At 58.2% G+C, this 21,161-nt stretch carries 17 protein-coding genes; 10 read left to right on the top strand and 7 right to left on the bottom strand.

The window, feature by feature from the left end; all coding sequences use genetic code 11:
- The first annotated feature begins 451 nt into the window (after positions 1–451).
- A complete protein-coding gene (gene cspE, locus DW56_RS18005) occupies positions 452–664 on the top strand; it encodes a transcription antiterminator/RNA stability regulator CspE (protein ID WP_024555278.1) in 213 nt (70 codons plus the stop codon).
- Between the two features lie 271 nt (positions 665–935).
- Positions 936–1,091: a hypothetical protein gene (locus DW56_RS22640; protein WP_159102109.1), complete on the top strand. Its 156-nt coding sequence runs from the start codon at positions 936–938 to the stop codon at positions 1,089–1,091.
- Between the two features lie 36 nt (positions 1,092–1,127).
- Here the strand turns inward: DW56_RS22640 and DW56_RS17995 are convergent, their stop codons facing one another.
- The 4 genes from DW56_RS17995 to DW56_RS17980 form a co-directional block, all read right to left on the bottom strand.
- Positions 1,128–2,522 (bottom strand): glycoside hydrolase family 1 protein, encoded by a 1,395-nt coding sequence (locus tag DW56_RS17995; RefSeq protein ID WP_024555279.1) that lies wholly within the window; start codon positions 2,520–2,522, stop codon positions 1,128–1,130.
- A gap of 17 nt (positions 2,523–2,539) precedes the next feature.
- Positions 2,540–4,393, bottom strand: coding sequence for a PTS beta-glucoside transporter subunit IIABC (bglF, locus tag DW56_RS17990; protein WP_024562333.1), 1,854 nt, complete (start codon positions 4,391–4,393; stop codon positions 2,540–2,542).
- 143 nt (positions 4,394–4,536) lie between these two features.
- Entirely contained in the window at positions 4,537–5,382 is an 846-nt protein-coding gene (gene licT, locus DW56_RS17985; RefSeq protein ID WP_024555293.1) for a BglG family transcription antiterminator LicT, read from the bottom strand.
- A 158-nt stretch (positions 5,383–5,540) separates the two neighbouring features.
- Positions 5,541–6,503 (bottom strand): chemotaxis protein, encoded by a 963-nt coding sequence (locus DW56_RS17980; protein WP_024555294.1) that lies wholly within the window; start codon positions 6,501–6,503, stop codon positions 5,541–5,543.
- Positions 6,504–6,779: 276 nt separating this feature from the next.
- On the opposite strand from DW56_RS17980, the gene DW56_RS22635 reads away from it, so the two are divergent.
- From DW56_RS22635 to DW56_RS17940, 8 genes are all read left to right on the top strand, one after another.
- Positions 6,780–6,935 (top strand): hypothetical protein, encoded by a 156-nt coding sequence (locus tag DW56_RS22635; protein WP_159102110.1) that lies wholly within the window; start codon positions 6,780–6,782, stop codon positions 6,933–6,935.
- Between the two features lie 192 nt (positions 6,936–7,127).
- The gene (gene fdnG, locus DW56_RS17970; protein WP_152525483.1) at positions 7,128–10,175 is read left to right on the top strand and encodes a formate dehydrogenase-N subunit alpha; all 3,048 of its coding nucleotides are present in this window, start codon (positions 7,128–7,130) and stop codon (positions 10,173–10,175) included.
- Positions 10,176–10,186: 11 nt separating this feature from the next.
- Complete coding sequence (fdxH, locus tag DW56_RS17965) at positions 10,187–11,068, top strand: formate dehydrogenase subunit beta (RefSeq protein WP_024553682.1); 882 nt, start codon at positions 10,187–10,189, stop codon at positions 11,066–11,068.
- Complete coding sequence (gene fdnI / locus DW56_RS17960; RefSeq protein WP_024553683.1) at positions 11,061–11,708, top strand: formate dehydrogenase-N subunit gamma; 648 nt, start codon at positions 11,061–11,063, stop codon at positions 11,706–11,708. Before fdxH ends, fdnI begins: the two co-directional genes overlap by 8 nt.
- Before the next feature lie 688 nt (positions 11,709–12,396).
- Positions 12,397–14,568, top strand: coding sequence for a TonB-dependent siderophore receptor (locus DW56_RS17955; protein ID WP_024553684.1), 2,172 nt, complete (start codon positions 12,397–12,399; stop codon positions 14,566–14,568).
- An 11-nt stretch (positions 14,569–14,579) separates the two neighbouring features.
- A complete protein-coding gene (locus DW56_RS17950; protein WP_024553685.1) occupies positions 14,580–15,569 on the top strand; it encodes an ABC transporter substrate-binding protein in 990 nt (329 codons plus the stop codon).
- Between the two features lie 3 nt (positions 15,570–15,572).
- Complete coding sequence (locus DW56_RS17945; protein ID WP_024562331.1) at positions 15,573–16,631, top strand: FecCD family ABC transporter permease; 1,059 nt, start codon at positions 15,573–15,575, stop codon at positions 16,629–16,631.
- Positions 16,628–17,413 (top strand): ABC transporter ATP-binding protein, encoded by a 786-nt coding sequence (locus DW56_RS17940; RefSeq protein WP_024562330.1) that lies wholly within the window; start codon positions 16,628–16,630, stop codon positions 17,411–17,413. The genes DW56_RS17945 and DW56_RS17940 overlap by 4 nt, the downstream gene beginning before the upstream one ends.
- Before the next feature lie 101 nt (positions 17,414–17,514).
- On the opposite strand, the gene DW56_RS17935 is transcribed toward DW56_RS17940, so the two are convergent.
- From DW56_RS17935 to fhuE, 3 genes are all read right to left on the bottom strand, one after another.
- Positions 17,515–17,679: a type I toxin-antitoxin system Hok family toxin gene (locus DW56_RS17935; protein ID WP_075207060.1), complete on the bottom strand. Its 165-nt coding sequence runs from the start codon at positions 17,677–17,679 to the stop codon at positions 17,515–17,517.
- Positions 17,680–18,285: 606 nt separating this feature from the next.
- Complete coding sequence (locus DW56_RS17930) at positions 18,286–18,450, bottom strand: type I toxin-antitoxin system Hok family toxin (protein WP_075207060.1); 165 nt, start codon at positions 18,448–18,450, stop codon at positions 18,286–18,288.
- A gap of 309 nt (positions 18,451–18,759) precedes the next feature.
- Complete coding sequence (fhuE, locus tag DW56_RS17925) at positions 18,760–20,952, bottom strand: ferric-rhodotorulic acid/ferric-coprogen receptor FhuE (RefSeq protein ID WP_024555114.1); 2,193 nt, start codon at positions 20,950–20,952, stop codon at positions 18,760–18,762.
- Between the last annotated feature and the right edge of the window lie 209 nt (positions 20,953–21,161).

The raw sequence follows: 21,161 nt of genomic DNA, 5'->3' as shown, positions 1-21,161 counted from the left end.
GATAGAAACAGAAGCCACCGGAGCACCTCAAAAACACCATCATACACTAAATCAGTAAGTTGGCAGCATCACCTAAAAAAGCGTCGCTGCGCTTTTTAGTTGCGCTTTCAGCCTAAAAACTGACGTTAAATGAACTGGCTATTTATCAATTTTATACATAGCGCCCACTCAGACGGCCTCTTCTCAGGCAAGCAGGCGAACAGCCATACAGCCATCCGGGTGTTTATGCGTTTAAAATAAACGTTGCTTAATAAGTTAATCCATGACTTAATGGCGTCCTCGGTTTGGAAAACAGACCTTATGAAAGCAGTTTTAGTAAAGCAGTCCTCAGTTCAAGTGTTATCCCAGATACTCTTCTTCGTGAGCCTCCTCCTAAGCGCCTAATAAGTAATTCTCTGCATGACAGGCCATCTTCGCCGCACTGTGTGGCTCATTAATTAAGGAAGTATCTATGTCTACCAAAATGACTGGTTTAGTAAAATGGTTTAATTCAGATAAAGGTTTTGGCTTTATTACGCCGAATGACGGCAGCAAAGATGTATTCGTACACTTTTCTGCTATTCAGAGCGATAGCTACAAAACCCTGGATGAAGGCCAACAGGTCTCCTTCACCATCGAAAACGGCGCAAAAGGCCCGGCAGCGGCAAACGTCACTGCACTGTAATACGCGCTGATTATCGCAGGCGTTTACGATAGCGATGAAGGCAACAGCCTGAGCAGTTAAACGCTGCGACAGAAAAAACCCGCCCTCTGCGGGTTTTTTGTTATCTGCTGTCCCGCCCATTTTTCATACTTGCCCTGTTAACATTTGAAAGCGTCGTACGATCTCTTTCAGAGATAACCTACCCATACAGGTAGGGTAAAAAAGTATGTTGTAACTAAGAAATGAAAAAGCGGTTATGCTGGCTTTTTGTTTTGCCGGAGCAGGCGCGCTTATGTCTACCTTTTCACTTATCGCCATTCCGCTTTTTATCTGCGGAATGATTATGCTGTTGCTGGCCGCCACGCTGAAAATACACGTTTTTCTGAGCCCAGGCATTGCCCTGACCTCGTCCTCCGTGGTCTTCGCCATACTGGGAATGACGCTGTAAGCGTGCAGAAAAAAGCCCCTCGCGGGGCCTTGTGCATCAGGGTTTGAGGCTGGCGCCGCGGGTGGCAATGACCTCTTTATACCAGTTGAAACTCGCCTTGCGGCGACGCTCCAGCGTGCCGTTGCCGTCGTCGTCGCGGTCAACGTAAATAAAGCCGTAGCGCTTGGACATTTCCGCTTTCGAGGCGCTGACAAGATCGATCGGCCCCCAGCAGGTATAACCCAGCACCTGCACGCCGTCTTCAATCGCTTCGCCTACCTGTACTAAGTGATCGTTCAGATAACTGATGCGATAAGTGTCGTTAATGCTGCCATCAGCTTCGATTTTATCTTTCGCTCCCAGGCCGTTTTCAACAATGAACAGCGGTTTCTGATAGCGATCCCACAGCAGGTTAAGCAGAATGCGCAACCCCACCGGGTCAATCTGCCAGCCCCATTCCGAGCTTTTCAGGTGCGGGTTCGGCACCATACTGAGAATATTGCCGCGCGCCTTCTGGTTCTCTTCTTCGTCGGTGGTGACGCAGCCGGTCATGTAATAGCTAAAGGAGATAAAGTCGATGGTCTCTTTCAGCGCGGCGCGGTCTTCTTCGGTAATGTTCAGTTGGATGTGGTTATCGCGAAAATAGCGCAGCATATAGCCCGGGTACTCGCCGCGGCATTGAATATCGCCAAAGAAGAGCCAGGTCCGGTTCTGCTGCATCGTCTCCAGCACATCGTCCGGCTTGCAGGTAAGCGGATACATCAGGCCGCCCAGCAGCATGTTGCCGATGCGCGCGTCGGGGATGATGTCGTGGCACGCCTTCACCGCCAGCGCGCTCGCCACCAGCTGGTGATGAATAGCCTGATAAATCTCCGCCTCGCTGCCCGGCGCTTTAAGCCCCACGCCAGTCAGCGGCGCGTGCAGCGACATGTTGATTTCGTTAAAGGTTAGCCATAACTTCACTTTTTCTTTATAGCGGGTGAAAACCGTGCGGGCGTAACGTTCGAAAAAGCCAATTACGCGCCGGTCGCCCCAGCCGCCGTAGTTGTTCACCAGCCCCCAGGGCATTTCATAGTGCGACAGGGTCACCATGGGTTGAATATTGTGGCTTGCCAGTTCGTCGAATAACTTGTCGTAAAAGGCAAGACCCGCCTCGTTCGGCTGGGTTTCATCGCCCTGCGGGAAGATACGCGTCCAGGCAACAGAGACGCGCAGGCAGGTGAACCCCATCTCGTTAAACAGCGCGATGTCTTCAGGGTAGCGGTGGTAGAAGTCGATGGCGATATCCTTGATGCCGCTGTCGCCCGGCACGCGCTCCACCACGTCGCCAAAAATGCCTTTCGGCTGGACGTCGGAGGTGGAAAGCCCTTTCCCTCCCTCCTGATACGCACCTTCAACCTGGTTGGCGGCAATCGCGCCGCCCCAGAGAAATGCCTGCGGAAATGGTTTCATCAAACTCTCCTTTTAGCTTAATGGCTTATAGTAAGAAATGGCGCGCCGGCGCGAATATCGCGGCTTGTAGCCACGGTCTGCACCGAAGCGTAGTCGTCGCTGTTGCTGATAATGACCGGCGTGACGAGATCGTAGCCTTCATTCAGGATCGCCTGCCGATCGAAGCTCAACAGCAGGTCGCCCGGTTGAATTTTGTTGCCCGCTTTAACATGGGCGGTAAAGTGGCGCCCGTCCAGTTTGACGGTATCGATGCCGACATGGATCAACAGTTCGATACCGCTGTCGCTCTGCAACCCAATGGCGTGGCGGGTGGCGAACAGCGAAGCGACTTCGCCTGTAAAAGGCGCTCTCACCTCCCCCGCGAGCGGAATAATGGCTGCGCCTTGTCCCAGCAGGCCGCCTGCGAAAGTGCTGTCCGGCACCGCCTCAAGCGCAATCTGCGTGCCGCTTAGCGGGGCCACTACCTCATTTTCCGCCACGTTTTCCGGCACGATCGGCACGATGTTCGCCGTCTGCGGCACAGGTTTCGGCATGCCGGCAAACCAGGTCAGCAGACAGGCGATAACCGGCGCGACCGCGGTGCCTGCCACCGCCCCCCAGACGGAGCCGTCCATGCCGCCCGGCGGGATAGTTTGCGCAAGCGTGAAAATGCTGGCGAAGCCGAACGAGTAGACGCTTGTGTGCATCCAGCCAATCAGCGCGCCGCCGATGGCGCCCGCCACGCAGCCAAAAATAAACGGGCGGCGGGTGGGCAGCGTAACGCCGTAAACCGCAGGCTCGGTAATGCCGAAGACGCCCGCCATGGCCGCGGAGCCCGCCAGCGTTTTCCTCCGCGCATCGCGGGTGCGCAGCAGCACGCCGATGCAGGCGCCCACCTGCCCCATAATGGCGGGCAGGAGCATCGGCAGCAGGGTGTCGTGGCCCAGCACGCTAAGGTTATTGAGCATCAGCGGCACCATGCCCCAGTGCAGCCCGAAAATAACGCACACCTGCCACATGGCGCCCATCACGCCGCCCGCCAGCCACGGCGCCAGCGCGTAAATCGCCTGGTAGCCGTGCGCCAGCAGTTGGCTAAGCCAGGTCGCCGCCGGGCCAATCAGCAAAAAGGTCAGCGGCACCGTCACCGCAAGGCAAATCAGCGGCGTAAAGAAGTTGCGCACGGCGGCATGCAGCAGCGGCGCGCAGCGCCTTTCCAGCCAACAGCTTACCCAGGCGGCGAAGATGATCGGGATAACGGACGAGCCATAATTGATAAAGGTAACGGGAATACCGAAAAACGTTTCGCTTTGCCCCGTTTCAAACGCTTTCACCATCAGCGGATGGGTCAGCGCGCCGCCGATAGCCAGGGTGACAAACGGGCTGCCGCCGAACTTTTTACCGGCGGTGTAGCCCAGCACCAGCGGGAAAAAGTAAAACAGCGCGTCGCTTGCGGCAAACCAGATCTGGTAAGTACCGCTTTGCGGGCTTAGCCAGCCGCAGACCACGCTTAGCGCCAGCAGCCCTTTAAGAATGCCCGAGGCGGCCATGACGCCAAGAAACGGGGTGAAAATCGCGGAAACCACGTCGATAAGGCGGCTTAGCGCCCCGCTTTTCGCTTCGTCCGGCGCAGGCGGGGCGTCGTCATTCAACCCCGCCTGGGCGCAGACCGCTTTATACACATCCGCCACGTGATTGCCGATCACCACCTGAAACTGGCCGCCGCTCTCTACCACCATAATGACGCCGGGATGTTGCTTCAGCGCTTCGGGGTTCGCTTTCGCGTGCGCGTTCAGCCGAAAACGCAGGCGGGTGGCGCAGTGCGTCAGGCTGGCGATATTTTCGCGTCCGCCGACGTGCGTCAGTATGTCGTTTGCAAGTTCCTGCCAGGCCATAGCTTTGTCCTTCTGCATGCTGGCCCGCAGGCCAGGTGTACTGAGTAAAAATAAAAAAACCTGAGGCGGACCTGCCCTTTCGGGAAGCCCACGCTCAGGTTTTGCCTGCCGAAGCAGTCACAATCCGTTTTTATGCCGCGCGGTTAATGGCCCGCTTTGCGGCTCTCTTTACGCACCCGCTCAATATGAATGGCGAGAAACATAATCTCTTCGTTCGTCAGCCCGCGCTGATAATGGGTCTGCAAATGGCGGCTAATTTTCTCCGCGCAGCGCCAGGCGTACGGGTAGTTCTCTTTTACCGCCGCGTGCAGCGTGACATCGTCGTCCGGCACCGTACTGCGCGTGAGCATACGCCGGGCGAAAAACTTCAGGTGGGTGACGAAGCGCTCATAGCTTAGCGTCTCTTCGTCATACTCCAGCTGAAGCTGGTATTTCACGATATGCAGAATTTCCTGCATTACCTGCGTAACGTGCATTACTTCCGGCATTTCGCTGTTGAGCTGCGCGGTGACCAGATGCAACGCGATAAACCCCGCTTCATCTTCGGCAAGCCGCACCCCCAGACGCTTATCGATAATCGACAGCGCCTCCACGCCCAGCGCGTACTCTTTAGGGTAAAGCCTGCGGATCTCCCACAGCAGCACGTTGCGCACAGGCATGCCCTTTTTCTGCCGCTCAATGGCGAAATGGCAATGGTCGGTGAGCGTGATGTAAAGGCTCTCCTGCAATGCCCCTAAGCGCTGGCGCGACATGTCGATAATCCGGTCGCAGGTGGTCATCACCTCAAGCGGGATCTGGCTTAACAGTTCGCCGAGGCGTGAAACCAGTTCATCGCTTTGCAGGGCGAACACCTTTTCGATCTTCGCCTCGTCGAGCCGGTCGCCGGTCTGTTTCTGAAAACCAAGCCCGCGTCCCATCACCACCTGTTCGCGCTGCTGGCTGTCCACAATCACCACGACATTATTATTTAAAACCTTCGCAATTCTCATGCAGACCCCGGAAACAAAAAAACCTGATCTCCGACGAGTGCCGGATAATCAGGTTTTGCCTGCAAATGCAGTAACAATCTGTCTGGACTTTAGCAGCTTTGCCCGGCTGCTCAACGCAGCGCGGGCCAAAACGTGACGCAGATCGCGTCGCGTCGGCGTTACGCGCTTTTCAGCACCTTTTCGATAGCCGAGGAAAGCTCGTTGATTTCAAACTTCGCCACATAAGCGTTCGCGCCCACTTTGCGCACATGCTCTTCGTTGGCGCTGCCGGAAAGCGACGAGTGAATAACCACCGGAATATGCTGCAACCGCGCGTCGCGCTTGATGTTGCGCGTTAGCGTAAAGCCGTCCATTTCGGGCATTTCAAGGTCGGTGAGCACCAGCGCGATTTTGTCGTCGACGGATTTGCCTTCCGCCTGCGCCTCGTCGGCCATGATTTTAATTTTCTCCCACGCCTCTTTGCCGGTGGTGTGCAGCAGCGCCGGAATGCCCATCTGCTTAAGCCCCTGCTCAAGCATGGTGCGCGCCACTCTGGAATCTTCCGCAACGATGGCGACCGCGCCGGGCTTGATGTTAAAGCTGTTAATACGCGCCTCTTCCGCCTGCGGGCCGCGCGATGCCGGAATGATGTCGTACAGGATCTGCTCAACGTCCAGCACCAGCGCCAGGTTGTTGCCCTGCTGGTCGCCGTCGATGCAGGCGATGCTGGTGATATTGCTGCGGCTGCTCACGCCCGCTTCCGCCGTGTGCACCTGGCTCCAGTCCAGACGTACGATATTGTCGACAGACTCCACGGCGAACGCCTGGGTGCTGCGGGCGTATTCGGTAATAAGCAGCAGGTTAAGGCCGGTTTCCGGCTTGCAGCCTGCGATAGCCGGCAGGTCGATGACCGGGATTATCTGGTCGCGGATGTTCGCAACGCCAAGCAGCGGCGATTTCATGCCTGCCGCTTTCGTGACCGCAGGCATAGGGATAATTTCGCGGAGCTTGAAGACGTTAATGCCAAACAGCTCGGTTTTGTCTTCCTGCGCGTCTTTCCCCAGACGGAACAGTAAAAGCTCAAACTTGTTCGATAAGGCGAGGTTCGCCCTCTCATCAATCTCTTTTTGAAAATTGTCCATCTTTCGCCTCTAAGCCATGACAGGGAAGTACGCTCGCACCGCAAGGCGCTCGTCAGGGTTATCGGCAGAAAGCGAAAAAAGCACAGGGGGATTTTTCATCAGCTAACCATTTAGCCAGATTTTTTAAGCGAAGCAGCAAAAGCAACGCTATTCTTAAAGCAGCGAAAGCGTAAAAAAATAAAACAGCGGCGCATTGCCATCGCAATAACAGAATGGCGATAAGCGAACAGACGCTTTTATTAACCGTCGGCCAAAAATAGCGCGAAGGTGCCGGAAATGATAAAACGCATGGTGCTGATAACAGCGCTGATGCTGGCGGGCTGCACGACCACCACAACGATCCTGCCCGTGCCGCACAGCAAAGCCGATTGCGAAACCACCGGTATTGGCGGCGACGCCTGCTATCCTCTGGCGACCCCTGACGCCGAATAAAATAAAGCTAACCTGAACAGGTTAAGCGAGCCGATAATTCCCTGACCCGGTAGCGTTATCTTTCTGATTTTGCCGTACTTATTAATGGGTAATTTCCATAAAACCCCCCGCCGCTTTGATTTCACGCAATACCCCCCTGCTCCGGGTTGTTATTTTCCCCCGCCGTAAAACGTCATAAAAAACGGGGATAAAATGAACGTCAGTCGCAGAAAGTTTTTTAAAATCTGCGCCGGCGGAATGGCAGGCACAACGGCGGCGGTTCTGGGCTTTGCTCCACAACCGGCGCTGGCGGAAGTGCGCACTTATAAATTGCTGCGCGCGAAAGAGACCCGCAACACCTGTACTTACTGTTCCGTAGGGTGTGGTTTGTTGATGTACAGCCTGGGCGACGGCGCGAAAAACGCCGCTTCCAGCATTTTTCATATTGAAGGGGACCCGGACCATCCGGTAAGCCGCGGCGCGCTCTGCCCCAAAGGCGCGGGCCTGCTCGACTACATTCACAGCGAAAGCCGCCTGCGCTATCCCGAATACCGCGCGCCAGGCTCCGACAAATGGCAGCGCATCAGCTGGAACGAAGCGTTTGAGCGCATCGCCCGCCTGATGAAAGCCGACCGCGACGCCAACTTTATTGAGAAAAACGCCGCGGGCGCGACCGTCAACCGCTGGCTTTCCACCGGCATGCTCTGCGCTTCGGCGGCCAGCAACGAAACCGGCATGCTCACCCAGAAATTTGTCCGCTCGCTTGGCATGCTGGCGGTGGATAACCAGGCGCGCGTCTGACACGGACCAACGGTAGCAAGTCTTGCTCCAACATTTGGTCGCGGTGCGATGACCAACCACTGGGTTGATATCAAAAACGCCAACGTGGTGATGGTGATGGGCGGCAACGCCGCTGAAGCCCACCCGGTCGGTTTCCGTTGGGCGATGGAAGCCAAAAACAACAACGACGCCACGCTGATTGTGGTGGACCCGCGCTTTACCCGCACCGCCTCGGTAGCGGATATCTATGCGCCTATTCGCTCCGGCACGGACATTACGTTCCTCTCCGGCGTGCTACTGTACCTGATAACGCACAACAAAATTAACGCCGAGTACGTTAAGCACTACACCAACGCGCCGTTGCTGGTGCGCGACGATTTTAGCTTCGAGGATGGCCTGTTCAGCGGCTACGACGAGGCTAAGCGCCAGTACGACAAATCGTCATGGAACTATCAGTTCGACGAAAACGGCTTTGCCAGACGCGACGATACATTAAGCGACCCGCGCTGCGTCTGGAACCTGTTGAAAGCGCACGTCTCGCGCTACACGCCAGAGGTGGTGGAAGAGATTTGCGGCACGCCGCAGGCGGACTTCCTGAAAGTGTGTGAAGCGCTCGCCTCCACCAGCGCCGCCAACCGCACCGCCACGTTCCTTTACGCGCTCGGCTGGACGCAACACACCGTCGGCGCGCAGAACATCCGCACCATGGCGATGATCCAGCTGCTGCTTGGCAACATGGGGATGGCGGGCGGCGGCGTGAACGCGCTGCGCGGCCACTCCAACATACAGGGGCTGACCGATCTGGGCCTGCTTTCCACCAGTCTGCCGGGCTACCTGACGCTGCCTTCCGACAAGCAGACCACGCTTGAAAGCTACCTTGCAGCCAACACGCCGAAAGCGACGCTGCCAGGCCAGGTGAACTACTGGAGCAACTATCCGAAGTTTTTCGTCAGCCTGATGAAAGCGTTCTATGGCGACGCCGCGCAGCAAGAGAACAACTGGGGCTTTGACTGGCTGCCGAAGTGGGACGCCGCTTACGACGTGCTGAAGTATTTCGACATGATGGACAGAGGCCTGGTCAACGGCTACGTCTGCCAGGGCTTTAACCCGGTGGCGTCGTTCCCGGACAAAAACAAGGTGGTGGCGAGCTTAAGCAAGCTGAAATACCTGGTGATTATCGACCCGCTGGTGACCGAGACCTCCAACTTCTGGCAGAACCACGGCGAGATGAACGACGTTGACCCGTCCGCCATTCAGACCGAGGTGTTCCGCCTTCCCTCCACCTGCTTTGCCGAAGAGGATGGCTCGATCGCCAACTCGGGGCGCTGGTTGCAGTGGCACTGGAAAGGGGCGGATGCGCCGGGCGAAGCGTTAAACGACGGCGAGATCCTGGCCGGGCTGTATCACCGCCTGCGCGAGCTTTACCGCACCGAAGGGGGCAAAGGCGCCGAGCCGCTGCTGAAGATGCGCTGGGATTATAAACAGCCGGACAAACCGGAATCGGAAGAGGTGGCGAAAGAGAACAACGGCTACGCGCTGGCGGATCTCTACGACCAGAACGGCGCGCTGCTGGCGAAAAAAGGCGAGCTGCTTAATTCCTTCGCCCTGCTTCGCGATGATGGCAGCACCGCCTCGGCCTGCTGGATCTACGCCGGAAGCTGGACAAGCCAGGGCAACCAGATGGCGAACCGCGACAACAGCGACCCGTCCGGCCTTGGCAACACCCTGGGCTGGGCCTGGGCGTGGCCGCTCAACCGCCGCGTTATCTACAACCGCGCCTCGGCGGACCCGCAGGGCAAGCCCTGGGACCCGAAACGGGTGCTTATCGAGTGGAACGGCGCGAAGTGGGTCGGCAACGATGTGCCGGACTTTAACACCTCCGCTCCTGGCAGCGGCGCCGGGCCGTTCATTATGCAGCCGGAGGGCCTGGGCCGCCTGTTCGCTCTCGACAAACTCGCGGAAGGGCCGTTCCCGGAACACTACGAGCCGTTCGAGACGCCGCTTGGCACCAACCCGCTGCACCCGAACGTGGTTTCAAGCCCGGTGGCGCGCCTCTTTGAAGCAGACGCAAAACGCATGGGCAACCACAAGGCGTTCCCGTATGTCGGCACCACTTATCGCCTGACCGAGCATTTCCATACCTGGACCAAACATTCGCGCCTCAACGCGATTGCCCAGCCGGAGCAGTTTGTGGAAATCAGCGAGCAGCTGGCGAAAGCGAAAGGCATCAGGAGCGGCGACAGCGTGAAGGTGAGCAGCAAGCGCGGTTTTATTCGCGCGAAGGCGGTGGTGACGCCGCGCCTGCAAACGCTGAAGGTGGCGGGCCGCGAGGTCGAGACCATCGGCATTCCGCTGCACTGGGGCTTTGAGGGGACGGCGCGCAAGGGCTATCTCGCCAATACCCTGACGCCGTCCGTGGGCGACGCTAACTCACAAACGCCGGAGTACAAGGCGTTTCTGGTCAACATTGAGAAGGCGTAGGGAGCGAACTTATGTCCATGCAATCTCAGGATATTATCAAACGTTCGGCGACTAACGGCTTTACGCCGCCGCCGCGGGCGCGCGATGACAAACAGGAAGTCGCCAAGCTTATCGACGTGACCAGCTGCATCGGCTGCAAGGCGTGCCAGGTCGCCTGTTCCGAGTGGAACGACATTCGCGACGAGGTGGGGCACTGCGTCGGGGTGTATGACAACCCCGCCGATCTCAGCGCCAAATCCTGGACGCTGATGCGCTTTAGCGAGACGCGCCAGAACGGCAAACTGGAGTGGCTTATCCGCAAGGATGGCTGCATGCACTGCGAAGACCCCGGCTGCCTGAAGGCCTGCCCTTCCGCCGGGGCCATCATCCAGTACGCCAACGGCATCGTCGATTTTCAGTCAGAGCACTGCATCGGCTGCGGTTATTGCATCGCCGGCTGCCCGTTCCACATTCCTCGCCTTAACAAAGAGGATAACCGTGTCTACAAATGCACGCTGTGCGTGGACCGGGTAACCGTGGGCCAGGAGCCCGCCTGCGTCAAAACCTGCCCGACCGGCGCCATTCACTTCGGCACCAAAAAAACGATGCTGGAGAAGGCCGGGGAGCGCGTTGAAAAGCTAAAAGCGCGCGGCTACCCGAACGCCGGGCTTTACAACCCGCAGGGCGTTGGCGGTACGCACGTGATGTATGTGTTGCACCATGCCGACCAGCCGGAGCTGTACCACGGCTTGCCGAAAGATCCGCAGATTGATACGCCCATCAGCCTGTGGAAGGGAATACTCAAACCGCTGTCGGCGGCGGGCTTTATCGCCACCTTCGCCGGGCTGATTTTCCACTATGTCGGCGTGGGGCCGAACGAAGAGACGGACGAGGAGGAAGACGATCATGAGTAAGATGATTGTAAGAACCACCTTTATTGACCGCGCCTGCCACTGGACGGTGGTGATTTGCTTCTTTCTCGTGGCGCTCTCCGGCATCGCGCTCTTTTTCCCGACGCTGCAATGGCTGACGGAGACCTTCGGCACGCCGCAGATGGGGCGCATTCTGCATCCGTTCTTCGGCGTGGTGATTTTCTTCGCGCTGATGTTTATGTTTGTGCGCTTCGTGCATCACAACATCCCGGACAAGCACGATTTGCCGTGGCTGAAAGGGATTGTCGAGGTGCTGAAGGGCAACGAGCATAAGGTGGCGGACGTCGGCAAATATAACGCCGGGCAGAAGATGATGTTCTGGAGCATCATGAGCATGATTTTTGTGCTGCTGGTGACCGGCGTGATTATCTGGCGGCCTTACTTCGCTGACTTTTTCCCGATAAAAGTGGTGCGCTACAGCCTGCTTATCCACGCTACTGCCGCCATCGTGCTGATCCACGCCATTCTGATCCACATGTATATGGCGTTCTGGGTGAAAGGCTCCATCAAGGGAATGATTGCCGGCAAGGTCAGCCGCCGCTGGGCGCAGAAGCACCACCCGCGCTGGTATCGCGCCATTCTGGCGAAAGAGGCGAAAAAAGAGAGCACCGAGGGGCTGTAGGGCGCCGGTGCGCTGAAATGAAAAAAGCCGGGGAAACCCGGCTTTTTTATGGGAGTAAACCGGCTGGCCAGTCTTAACGTGGCGGATCGGTATGGCGCTGCGTTTAATACACGATGCGCTGTATGTTATTAAAATCATTATCCATAAAGCCATTTCCCCGGCCCTTTTATTGTTAACTTAAAACCACGTCCTGTGGACGTGGTCATCGGCCTGGTTTTAGCTCTGACAATCAGCTGTCGTTACAGGAAGTGTGAAGAGAGGGCTCTATGAGTCCGAACTGAGAGCGCCCTTCTGGGGCGAAATCAAAGCCGCCTTCTATGAAGGCGGCTTTTTATTTTACCCGGCAAACAAGCGGCCCGGCGTCATCTTTAACGCCTGAAGAGCCGTTGGGTAGTGAATCCAGGGGGATTCGTTCTGCGTTTACCTACGGTTAAGTGGCCAGATAAACGCGTCATTAATATGGCGTAATGCCAGTAAAAACCGCCTGCTCCCGCCCGCTAATATCCCAAAACGCCTCCCGAGCGAACGCGGGAGCCTGTTTCGGATTTGCTGCCCTTATGCCAGCACACAAAGGCGTAGTACCCACCAAGGGTTAAACCCATTCATATCCTGAATGACTGTGATCCACATCAACTTTGCTCTATCATGCCAACCGTAATATAAAACTTTACATAACGATGATGGATTAATGAACAATTCTGGCAAGCTGGCGGTGTTGTTACCGCTAATCACCCCTTTTCTTTCCCAGGCCGCAGAGTCAACGGCAGCGTCTTCTGACCATGAAGAGAAGATAGTCGTGACGGCTAACGCCGACGCCAAACCGGATGCCGCCGCGGGCGCCGGTTTTAAAACCACCGATATTGATATCGGCCCGCTCGGCAATAAAAGCTGGGTGGAGACGCCCTATTCCTCCACTACCGTCACCCATGACATGGTGGACAACCAGCAGGCGAAAAGCGTCAGCGAGCTGCTGAAATATTCGCCGAGCACCCAGATGCAGGCGCGCGGCGGCATGGACGTGGGCCGCCCGCAAAGCCGCGGCATGCAGGGCAGCGTGGTGGCGAACAGCCGCCTCGACGGACTGAATATCGTCTCCACTACCGCCTTCCCGGTAGAGATGCTGGAGCGCCTGGACGTGCTGAACAGCCTCACCGGCGCGCTCTACGGCCCGGCAAGCCCGGCGGGCCAGTTTAACTTTGTCGCCAAACGGCCAACGGAAGAGACGCTCAGGCGCGTGACGCTCGGCTACCAGAGCCGCAGCGCCTTCAACGGCCACGTCGATTTAGGCGGGCATATTGATGATGAGAAAAAATTCGGCTATCGCATCAACCTGCTTAATGAAGAAGGCGAAGGCAACGTGGCCGACAGCACGCTGCGCCGCAAGCTGCTCTCCGTCGCCTTCGACTGGAATATCCAGCCCGGCACGCAGCTCCAGCTCGACGCCAGCCACTATGAATTTCTGCAAAAAGGCTACCCTGGCGGCTTCAGCTACGGGCCGAACGTGAAGCTGCCTTCCGCTCCGGATGCGAAAAACAAAAACCTCGCGCTTAACACCGCCGGCAACGACCTGACCACCGATACCATCAGCACGCGACTTATTCATTACATCAATGATGGCTGGTCAGTAACGGCGGGCGTGGGCTGGCAGCAGGCGGACCGCGCCATGCGCTCTGTTTCCAGCACCATCCTGAACAACAGCGGCGACATCAAACGCTCCCTGAGCGACGCCAGCGCCGCGGGCCGTTTTCGCGTGCTTAGCAACACGGTGACGCTCAACGGCCATGTGGATACTGGCACCGTTGGGCACGACCTCGCGCTCTCCACCACCGGCTATGTCTGGACGCTCTATGGCAGCAAAGGAGCCAGCCAGCGCTACGATTTAGGCACCACTAACATGTACGCCCCTGCGGCCATGCGAGAGCCGGGCAACGGGCGCATCAACAAAGACGGCGCGCGCTACAAGTCGAGCGAAAACACGCAGCAAAGCATCACGATTGGCGATACCGTGACCTTCACGCCGAAATGGTCCGCCATGTTCTACTTAAGCCAGAGCTGGCTCCAGACGCAGAACTTCAACAACCAGGCGAAGAAAACCAGTGAAGTGAATGAAGATGGCTTAAGCCCGAACGCCGCGCTGATGTACAAAATCACCCCGTCGGTGATGGCGTACGTGAGCTATGCCGATTCGCTGGAACAGGGCGGCACCGCGCCCACCGGCGAAGGGGTGAAAAACGAAGGCCAGACGCTGGACCCTTACCGCAGCCAGCAGTATGAAGCCGGGCTGAAGGCGGACGTGGGCGGCATGAACCTCGGCGCGGCGGTGTTCCGCCTTAAACGTCCCTTCGCCTACGTTGACGCGGACGACGTTTACCGGGAACAGGGCGACCAGGTGAACAACGGGCTGGAGCTGACCGCCGCCGGCCACGCCTGGCAGGGGCTGAATATCTATAGCGGCGTGACATTCCTCGACCCGAAACTGAAAGACACCGTCTCTGCGAGCACCAGCAACAAGCGCGTGGTCGGCGTGCCGAAAGTGCAGGCCAACCTGCTCGCCGAGTACAGCTTCCCTTCCCTGCCGCAGTGGGTCTACAGCGCCAACCTGCACTACACCGGCAAGCGCGCGGCGAATGACACCAACACCTCGTGGGCGGACAGCTACACCACGCTCGATCTTGGTACACGTTACACCACGCGCCTCAGCAACATCCCCACCACGCTGCGTGTGGCGGTTAACAACGTGACCAACAAGCACTACTGGGCCTCTATTTTCCCGTCGGGCACCGATGGCGACGGCGGCTCACCGAGCGCATTCCTGGGCGGCGGCCGCGAAGTGCGCGCTTCCGTAACCTTCGATTTTTAACGGGACCGCAAATGAAACTCACCCGGCTTCTTGCAGCGCTGGCGCTTATCGCCAGCACCGCTGGCGCGCAGCCCGCGCCGCCCCACAAGGAGTGGCGCATCGCCTCGCCCTGGCCCGCGCAAAACACCATTATCGCCATGCTGGGCTATGGCGATAACATCGTGGGCACCTCGAAAGTCGCGCAGCGGATCCCGCTGTTTCGCCAGAGCCTGCCGCACATTGCCGACGTGCCGGCGGTCAGCATGACCAGCAGCCACGAGGTCAATCCCGAGCAGATTATCGCGCTCAACACGCAACTGCTGTTTGTGGCGAAAAACATGCGCGTGCCGCAGACAGAGATGCTGGAACAGGCGGGCGTGCGCGTGCTGGCGTATGACGCCAATTCTATGCAGGCGCTGACGGCCCGCGTGCAGCAAACCGCCGCCGCGCTGGGGCCGGACGCCCGGGAAAAAGCGCAGCGCTATCAGCGCTATTTTGACCGTAACGTGGCGCTGGTGCGCGAGCGGCTGAAAGACCTGCCGGAAAGCGAGCGGGTGACGGTCTATCACAGCATGGGCAACCCGCTCACCACCACTGGCCGCCCGTCGCTCAACCAGGACTGGATGGATCTCGCTGGCGCGAAAAACGTGGCGGAACGCTGGTTTGGCGTGAAGAAAAACAGCGCGGGCGAGGTATCGCCTGAACGCATCGTGACGGCGGACCCGGCGGTTATCGTGGCGATGAACAAGCGTGACGCCGATGTCATTCGCACATCGCCCCAGTGGGCGGGCGTCAGCGCCGTGGCGCACCATCGCGTTTACGTTAACCCCCAGGGCATGTTCTGGTGGTGCCGGGAAACCAGCGAAGAGGCGTTGCAGTTCCTGTGGCTCGCCAAAACGGTTTACCCGGCACGTTTCGCCGATATCGACATGGCGCAGGAGACGCGGAATTTCTACCGCGATTTCTTCAACCTTAAGCTTAGCGATGCGCAAATTGCCGCCATCCTTAACCCGCCGGAATAACCGATGACCGTTGTTGACGCTACTGAACAGGCCATTACGCGCCGCTACCGCCAGCTGCTGCGCCGTCGACTGCTGCTGGCGGCGGTTATCCTGCTGGCTATCCTTGTCGCGCTGCTGGGCGACGTGACGCTTGGCCCCTCCGGCATGACGCTTCATCAGTTCTGGCTGGCGCTGACCGAGCCAAACCTGGTCAGCCCCGGCGTGCGGGTTATCGTGCGTGAAATCCGCCTGCCTTACGCGCTGATGGCGCTACTGGTGGGCATGTCGCTCGGGTTAGCGGGCGCGGAGATGCAGACCATCCTCAACAACCCGCTCGCCAGCCCGTTTACCCTTGGCGTCTCTTCCGCCGCGGCGTTTGGCGCGGCGCTCGCCATCGTGCTTAACGTTGGCATTCCCGGCGTTGACGATGCCTGGTTTATCTCCACCAACGCGTTTGTTTTCGCCCTGCTCTCCGCCCTGTTGCTGGACGGCGTGACGCGCTGGACGCGGATGGGCCAGTCCGGCGTAGTGCTGTTCGGCATTGCGCTGGTTTTCACCTTTAATTCGCTGGTGTCGATGATGCAGTTTGTCGCCACGGAGGAGACGTTGCAGGGGCTGGTGTTCTGGACCATGGGCAGCCTGGCCCGCGCCTCCTGGCCGACGCTCGGCATACTGGCGCTGGCGTTTGCGGCAGTGTTGCCGCTTTCGCTGCGCAGCAGCTGGCAGTTGACCGCGCTGCGCCTGGGCGAAGAGCGCGCCGCCAGCTTCGGCATCGACGTGCGCCGCCTGCGCCTCGCCTCGCTGCTGCGCATCAGCCTGCTGTCGGCGCTGTCGGTGGCCTTTGTCGGCCCCATCGGGTTTATCGGCCTCGTGGCGCCGCATATCGCCCGCATGCTATTTGGCGAAGATCACCGCTTTTACCTGCCGGGCAGCGTGCTGCTGGGCGGGTTGATCCTGTCGCTGGCGTCGGTGGCGTCAAAAAACATTCTACCCGGCGTTATCGTTCCGCCTGGCATTGTGACATCGCTGGTGGGCGTACCCTTTTTCCTGAGCATTATTTTGCGCCACAGGGGGAACCTGTGACGGACGGCCTGAAAATAACCAACCTGAGCGCGGGTTATGGAAAGCATCGGGTGATTACGCGCTTTACCGCGCCGCCCCTGCCGCGCGGACGAATAACGATGCTCACCGGGCCGAACGGCTGCGGCAAGTCCACGCTGCTGCGCGGCCTTGCCGGGCTGAATCAGGCAAGCGGCGAGGTGCTGCTGGATGGCCAGCCGCTGCTGGCTTTGCCCTTCGCAAAGCGTGCAGAAAAAGTGGTGCTGCTGCCGCAATCGCTGCCGCAGGGGGTGCATCTGCATGTGCTGGAATCCGTGCTGGCGGCTCGTCGCGCGTCGGGAGGACGCAGCGATCGTGAAGAAGAAGCGCAGGCGCTGGCGCTGCTGCAACAGCTCGGCATCGCGCACCTGGCGCTGCATTATCTTGACCAACTCTCCTCCGGCGGGCAAAAACAGCTTGTCGGGCTTGCCCAGTCGCTGATCCGCCAGCCCGCCCTGCTGCTGCTCGATGAGCCGCTCAGCGCGCTGGATCTCAACCACCAGTTCCAGGTCATGGCGGTGGTGGCGCGGGAGACGCGGCGACGCAATATGGTGACAGTAGTGGTGGTTCACGATCTTAACATCGCGCTGCGCCACGGCGAGCAGATGCTGATGCTAAAAGCAGGGGAGCTTATCGCCAGCGGCGAGCCGCAGGCCGTGGTCACGCCGGAAAACCTGGCGCGGGTTTATGGCGTGCGCGGGCGCGTCGAGCCCTGCTCGCAAGGCAAGCCGCAGCTGATTGTCGATGGTGTAATAAACGACAAATAAAAAGGGCCGCCAGCCGAAACTGGCAGCCCTTTTAAAAGGCGCTCGCGGTATGCCTGACCTCATCCGCCCTGAAAAGGCGGGGTTGCCCCCGCCCCAGGTTGCTACTTACCGGATTCGTAAGCCATAAGCGCAACAACCTCCCGTAGCTCATCCTTATAGCGCACACCGCAGAGCGGGTTTCGCAGCAGGAAAACGAGCAGTAACAGCGTTACGCACACCATTAATACGCGCCAGATCCGGGGGTTATGCGGCATTTTCATCGCCATCTTCTCCTTGCCTCACGGCAGGTAAGAGGCTACTCTGGATGGGTCGAGCATGCAGAGTAGGCCTCGTTGGTTAATATAAATTGACCTTCGGGGCTTTCTTCTTTCTGCCTCAACACACTCCGCATTTCTGCCGACCGCCTGAAGCAAAAAGCCTCAAGCGCCGCCGCTATCATACGCTTCCGGCTTGCCGAACCTTACTCAAAACCGCCCTGTTCACCTGTGCTTTTTTCTTAAAATTCCTTGCGTTAGCGCTTCCTGCAACGAACAGAAAAAACCACCTCCAGAGGAACTGGTTTAAAGCTTTTTTATTTTAATGTGCAGGACGAACAAGCTGCCCGGTGCAATCTTCATAACCGCGTTCGGTCAGTACAAAGCACGGCGTTTTGCAATTCCTTCAACGCTGTATTCAAAAAATAACGTGCTATTTATGCTTTGCCTGAACCCTTCACATCATTCCCCGTACCACTTTCCCCCACTGACGAAACCTGCACCGTTAAACCAAAAAAAAGGGCCGCCAGCCGAAACTGGCAACCCTTTTAAAAGGCGCTCGCGGTATGCCTGACCTCATCCGCCCTGAAAAGGCGGGGTTGCCCCCGCCCCAGGTTGCTACTTACCGGATTCGTAAGCCATAAGCGCAACAACCTCCCGTAGCTCATCCTTATAGCGCACACCGCAGAGCGGGTTTCGCAGCAGGAAAACGAGCAGTAACAGCGTTACGCACACCATTAATACGCGCCAGATCCGGGGGTTATGCGGCATTTTCATCGCCATCTTCTCCTTGCCTCACGGCAGGTAAGAGGCTACTCTGGATGGGTCGAGCATTCAGAGTGGGCCTCGTTGGTTAATGTAAATTGACCTTCGGGGCTTTCTTCTTTCTGCCTCAACACACTCCGCATTTCTGCCGACCGCCTGAAGCAAAAATCCTCAAGCGCCGCCGCTATCATACGCTTCCGGTTTGCCGAACCTTACTCAAAACCGCCCTGTTCACCTGTGCTCTTTTCTTAAAATTCCGTGGGTTAGCGCTTCCTGTAATACAAAAAAAGGAGGCCGCAGCCTCCTTTTTTGTTTTAACCCGCTACATCAGAAGCTATAAGTGCCGCTGACAGAGAAGTTACGCGGCGCGCCGTATACGCCATAGGTGCCCAGGTAGTTGTAATACTCTTTGTCGAACAGGTTATTCAGGTTTGCCTGCACAGCAAAGTTTTTGGTGACCTGGTAACGGCTGAAGAGATCGACCACCGCGTAGCTGCCCTGGGTGATACGCTGGTCGCCGTTCGGACCGGCGACGTCACGCCAGGTTTTATTCTGCCAGTTAACACCGCCGCCCACCGCCAGCTCCGGCAGCATCGGCAGTTGATAACGGGTGAAGAGCTTAAGCGTGGTGCGCGGCTGGTCCGGGTTGACCGCCGTGCCGTTGTTCTCTTCCGCCACGTAGCGGGTGGCGCCAAAGGTGAGCTGCCAGTTGTCGGTGAGCGCGCCGTTCAGCTCGAACTCCACGCCGCGGCTGACCGCATCCACGGATTCATACGCTTCCTGGCCGCCGCTGTTGGGGATGTACTCGCCCGTGCCGACAGGCACGCCTTTCTGCTCGGTGCGGAACACCGCAAGCGTGGTGGTCAGCGCCGTGTTGTTCCAGTCCGCCTTCACGCCCGCTTCGTAGCTGCGGCCTTTGGTCGGGTCGAGAAACTCGCTGTTCATGTCGCGCTGTTCCGTCGGCTGGAAGATAGAGGTGTAGCTGGCGTAGGCCGACCAGGTATCGTTGATGTCATAAACCAGGCCCGCGTACGGCGTAACGTCGTCAAACTGGCTGTTGCGGATCTCATCCGGCTTGCGCTCAAGGTTGTACTGCGCGCTCCAGTCGGTATAACGCGCGCCGACGATCAGGTGCAGCGGGTCCGCCAGCGAGAAACGCGCGGAGGCGTAAAGCGATTTCTGGCGGATGGTATCGCGGCTGTAAAGCGCCCAGTCGGTCCACGCCGGGTCCGCCAGTTGGCTGCCGTCGTTATAAGCATTGCCGATGGGGATGATGCCCGCGCTCGGGTAGGAGTTGTCATACACATTGCGCTGACGGCTGTAGCTGCCGCCGAACATAATTTCATGCTGACGCTCGAACAGCTCGAAACCGCCGCGTACAAAGGCATCTACCGCGTCCTGCTTACGGTTGCCGCGGTTCCAGCCGCCCCATGCGCCCTGGTAAGCCGCCGGATCCATATAGCCGGTGCCGCGCTCCGGGTAACCGTCCCAGTACATCAGCTTGCTGTCGAATTTGGTTTCGGTGTGCATGGCGTTAACGCGCGCTTCCCAGCCGTCGCCGAAGCGCTGAACCAGGTTGGCGAACACCTTGCGGGAGTCATTGTCAGAGTAGGCCCAGTCCGCCGCCGGGTTGAACTCGCGGTCATAATGCGTGCGGCTGCCGTCGCTGTACCAGGTCGGCCAGCCGCCCCAGGTCGGGCTGTCTTCGCTGCTTTCCTGATAGTCATAACCGAGCGAAAGCGTGGTGGTGTCGGTCAGATCGGCATCGACAATGCCGTAGAGGAACTTTTTGCGGTAATGGTTACGGTCAAGCCAGGTGTCGTTGTCCTGATAACCCGCAATAACGCGCCCGCGCACATTGCCGGATTCGGTCAGCGGCGACTGCAAGTCCAGCACGTAACGCTGCTTATCCCAGCTGCCGTAAGTGGCGGAAGCCGAGCCTTTGAACTCGCGGCTGTCGGCGTGTTTGCGCACCAGGTTAATGTAAGCAGAAGGGTTGCCGGTGCCGCTCATCAGGCCCGCCGCGCCGCGCACCACTTCCACGCGATCGTAAATAGCGGAATCCAGCGCGGTGTCGCCGAAGTTCCAGCGGTCGCTGACCGTGGTCGGCAAATCTTCATATGCATAGTTATTAATAAAGAAGCCGCGCGCGTAAAAGGTGGTGCGGTTGCTGTCGATGGTGTTGGTGGTGATGCCGGTCGTATTGCTCAGCACCTCTCCCACCGAATCCAGATCCTGGTCCTTGATGCGCTGCTGGCTGATAACGCTGACGGACTGCGGAATATCGCGCGGCACCAGCAGCAGCTTAGTGCCGGTGGTGGTGGTTTTCACGCTGTAATCGGCTGCGCCGTCGGCGGCAAAATCCGGGGCGCTGCTTTCCACCACGACGGTGTCTTCGGTTTTAGTTTCAGCGGCCTGAACGGCGGCAGGCAACAGGGCGAAAGCGATGCTGGCGGCCAGTAACGAGGGCGCAGCAGCAGGCCGAGCCTGCACCTTCCTGGAGTGAATTGTGAAAGACATCATTAACCTTTTTTAATTTTAGCAAGAGCGACGCATCGCAGCGGCGATGGACCCGTGTGTTGTGTTTTTATGCAAAGCATGCGCATGAAAATAAGAATGAGAAATATACTCATTTGGTTTAATGATGTAAATGCATGAGACAGGATGTGTGCAGCGAAATGGAAACGTTTACAAACAGGCGGCAGAGCGGCATTCGCCAGGCAGGCGAC

Source organism: Franconibacter helveticus LMG 23732 (assembly GCF_000463115.2).
GTDB classification, from domain to species: Bacteria; Pseudomonadota; Gammaproteobacteria; order Enterobacterales; family Enterobacteriaceae; genus Franconibacter; species Franconibacter helveticus.
This window is presented reverse-complemented; position numbering and strand designations above follow the sequence as displayed.

Bases quoted from the DNA above. Each gene is read 5' to 3' on its own strand.
- cspE (WP_024555278.1), top strand. From the start codon at position 452: ATGTCTACCAAAATGACTGGTTTAGTAAAATGGTTTAATTCAGATAAA.
- DW56_RS22640 (WP_159102109.1), top strand. From the start codon at position 936: ATGTCTACCTTTTCACTTATCGCCATTCCGCTTTTTATCTGCGGAATG.
- DW56_RS17995 (WP_024555279.1), bottom strand. From the start codon at position 2,522: ATGAAACCATTTCCGCAGGCATTTCTCTGGGGCGGCGCGATTGCCGCC.
- bglF (WP_024562333.1), bottom strand. From the start codon at position 4,393: ATGGCCTGGCAGGAACTTGCAAACGACATACTGACGCACGTCGGCGGA.
- licT (WP_024555293.1), bottom strand. From the start codon at position 5,382: ATGAGAATTGCGAAGGTTTTAAATAATAATGTCGTGGTGATTGTGGAC.
- DW56_RS17980 (WP_024555294.1), bottom strand. From the start codon at position 6,503: ATGGACAATTTTCAAAAAGAGATTGATGAGAGGGCGAACCTCGCCTTA.
- DW56_RS22635 (WP_159102110.1), top strand. From the start codon at position 6,780: ATGATAAAACGCATGGTGCTGATAACAGCGCTGATGCTGGCGGGCTGC.
- fdxH (WP_024553682.1), top strand. From the start codon at position 10,187: ATGTCCATGCAATCTCAGGATATTATCAAACGTTCGGCGACTAACGGC.
- fdnI (WP_024553683.1), top strand. From the start codon at position 11,061: ATGAGTAAGATGATTGTAAGAACCACCTTTATTGACCGCGCCTGCCAC.
- DW56_RS17955 (WP_024553684.1), top strand. From the start codon at position 12,397: ATGAACAATTCTGGCAAGCTGGCGGTGTTGTTACCGCTAATCACCCCT.
- DW56_RS17950 (WP_024553685.1), top strand. From the start codon at position 14,580: ATGAAACTCACCCGGCTTCTTGCAGCGCTGGCGCTTATCGCCAGCACC.
- DW56_RS17945 (WP_024562331.1), top strand. From the start codon at position 15,573: ATGACCGTTGTTGACGCTACTGAACAGGCCATTACGCGCCGCTACCGC.
- DW56_RS17935 (WP_075207060.1), bottom strand. From the start codon at position 17,679: ATGGCGATGAAAATGCCGCATAACCCCCGGATCTGGCGCGTATTAATG.
- DW56_RS17930 (WP_075207060.1), bottom strand. From the start codon at position 18,450: ATGGCGATGAAAATGCCGCATAACCCCCGGATCTGGCGCGTATTAATG.
- fhuE (WP_024555114.1), bottom strand. From the start codon at position 20,952: ATGTCTTTCACAATTCACTCCAGGAAGGTGCAGGCTCGGCCTGCTGCT.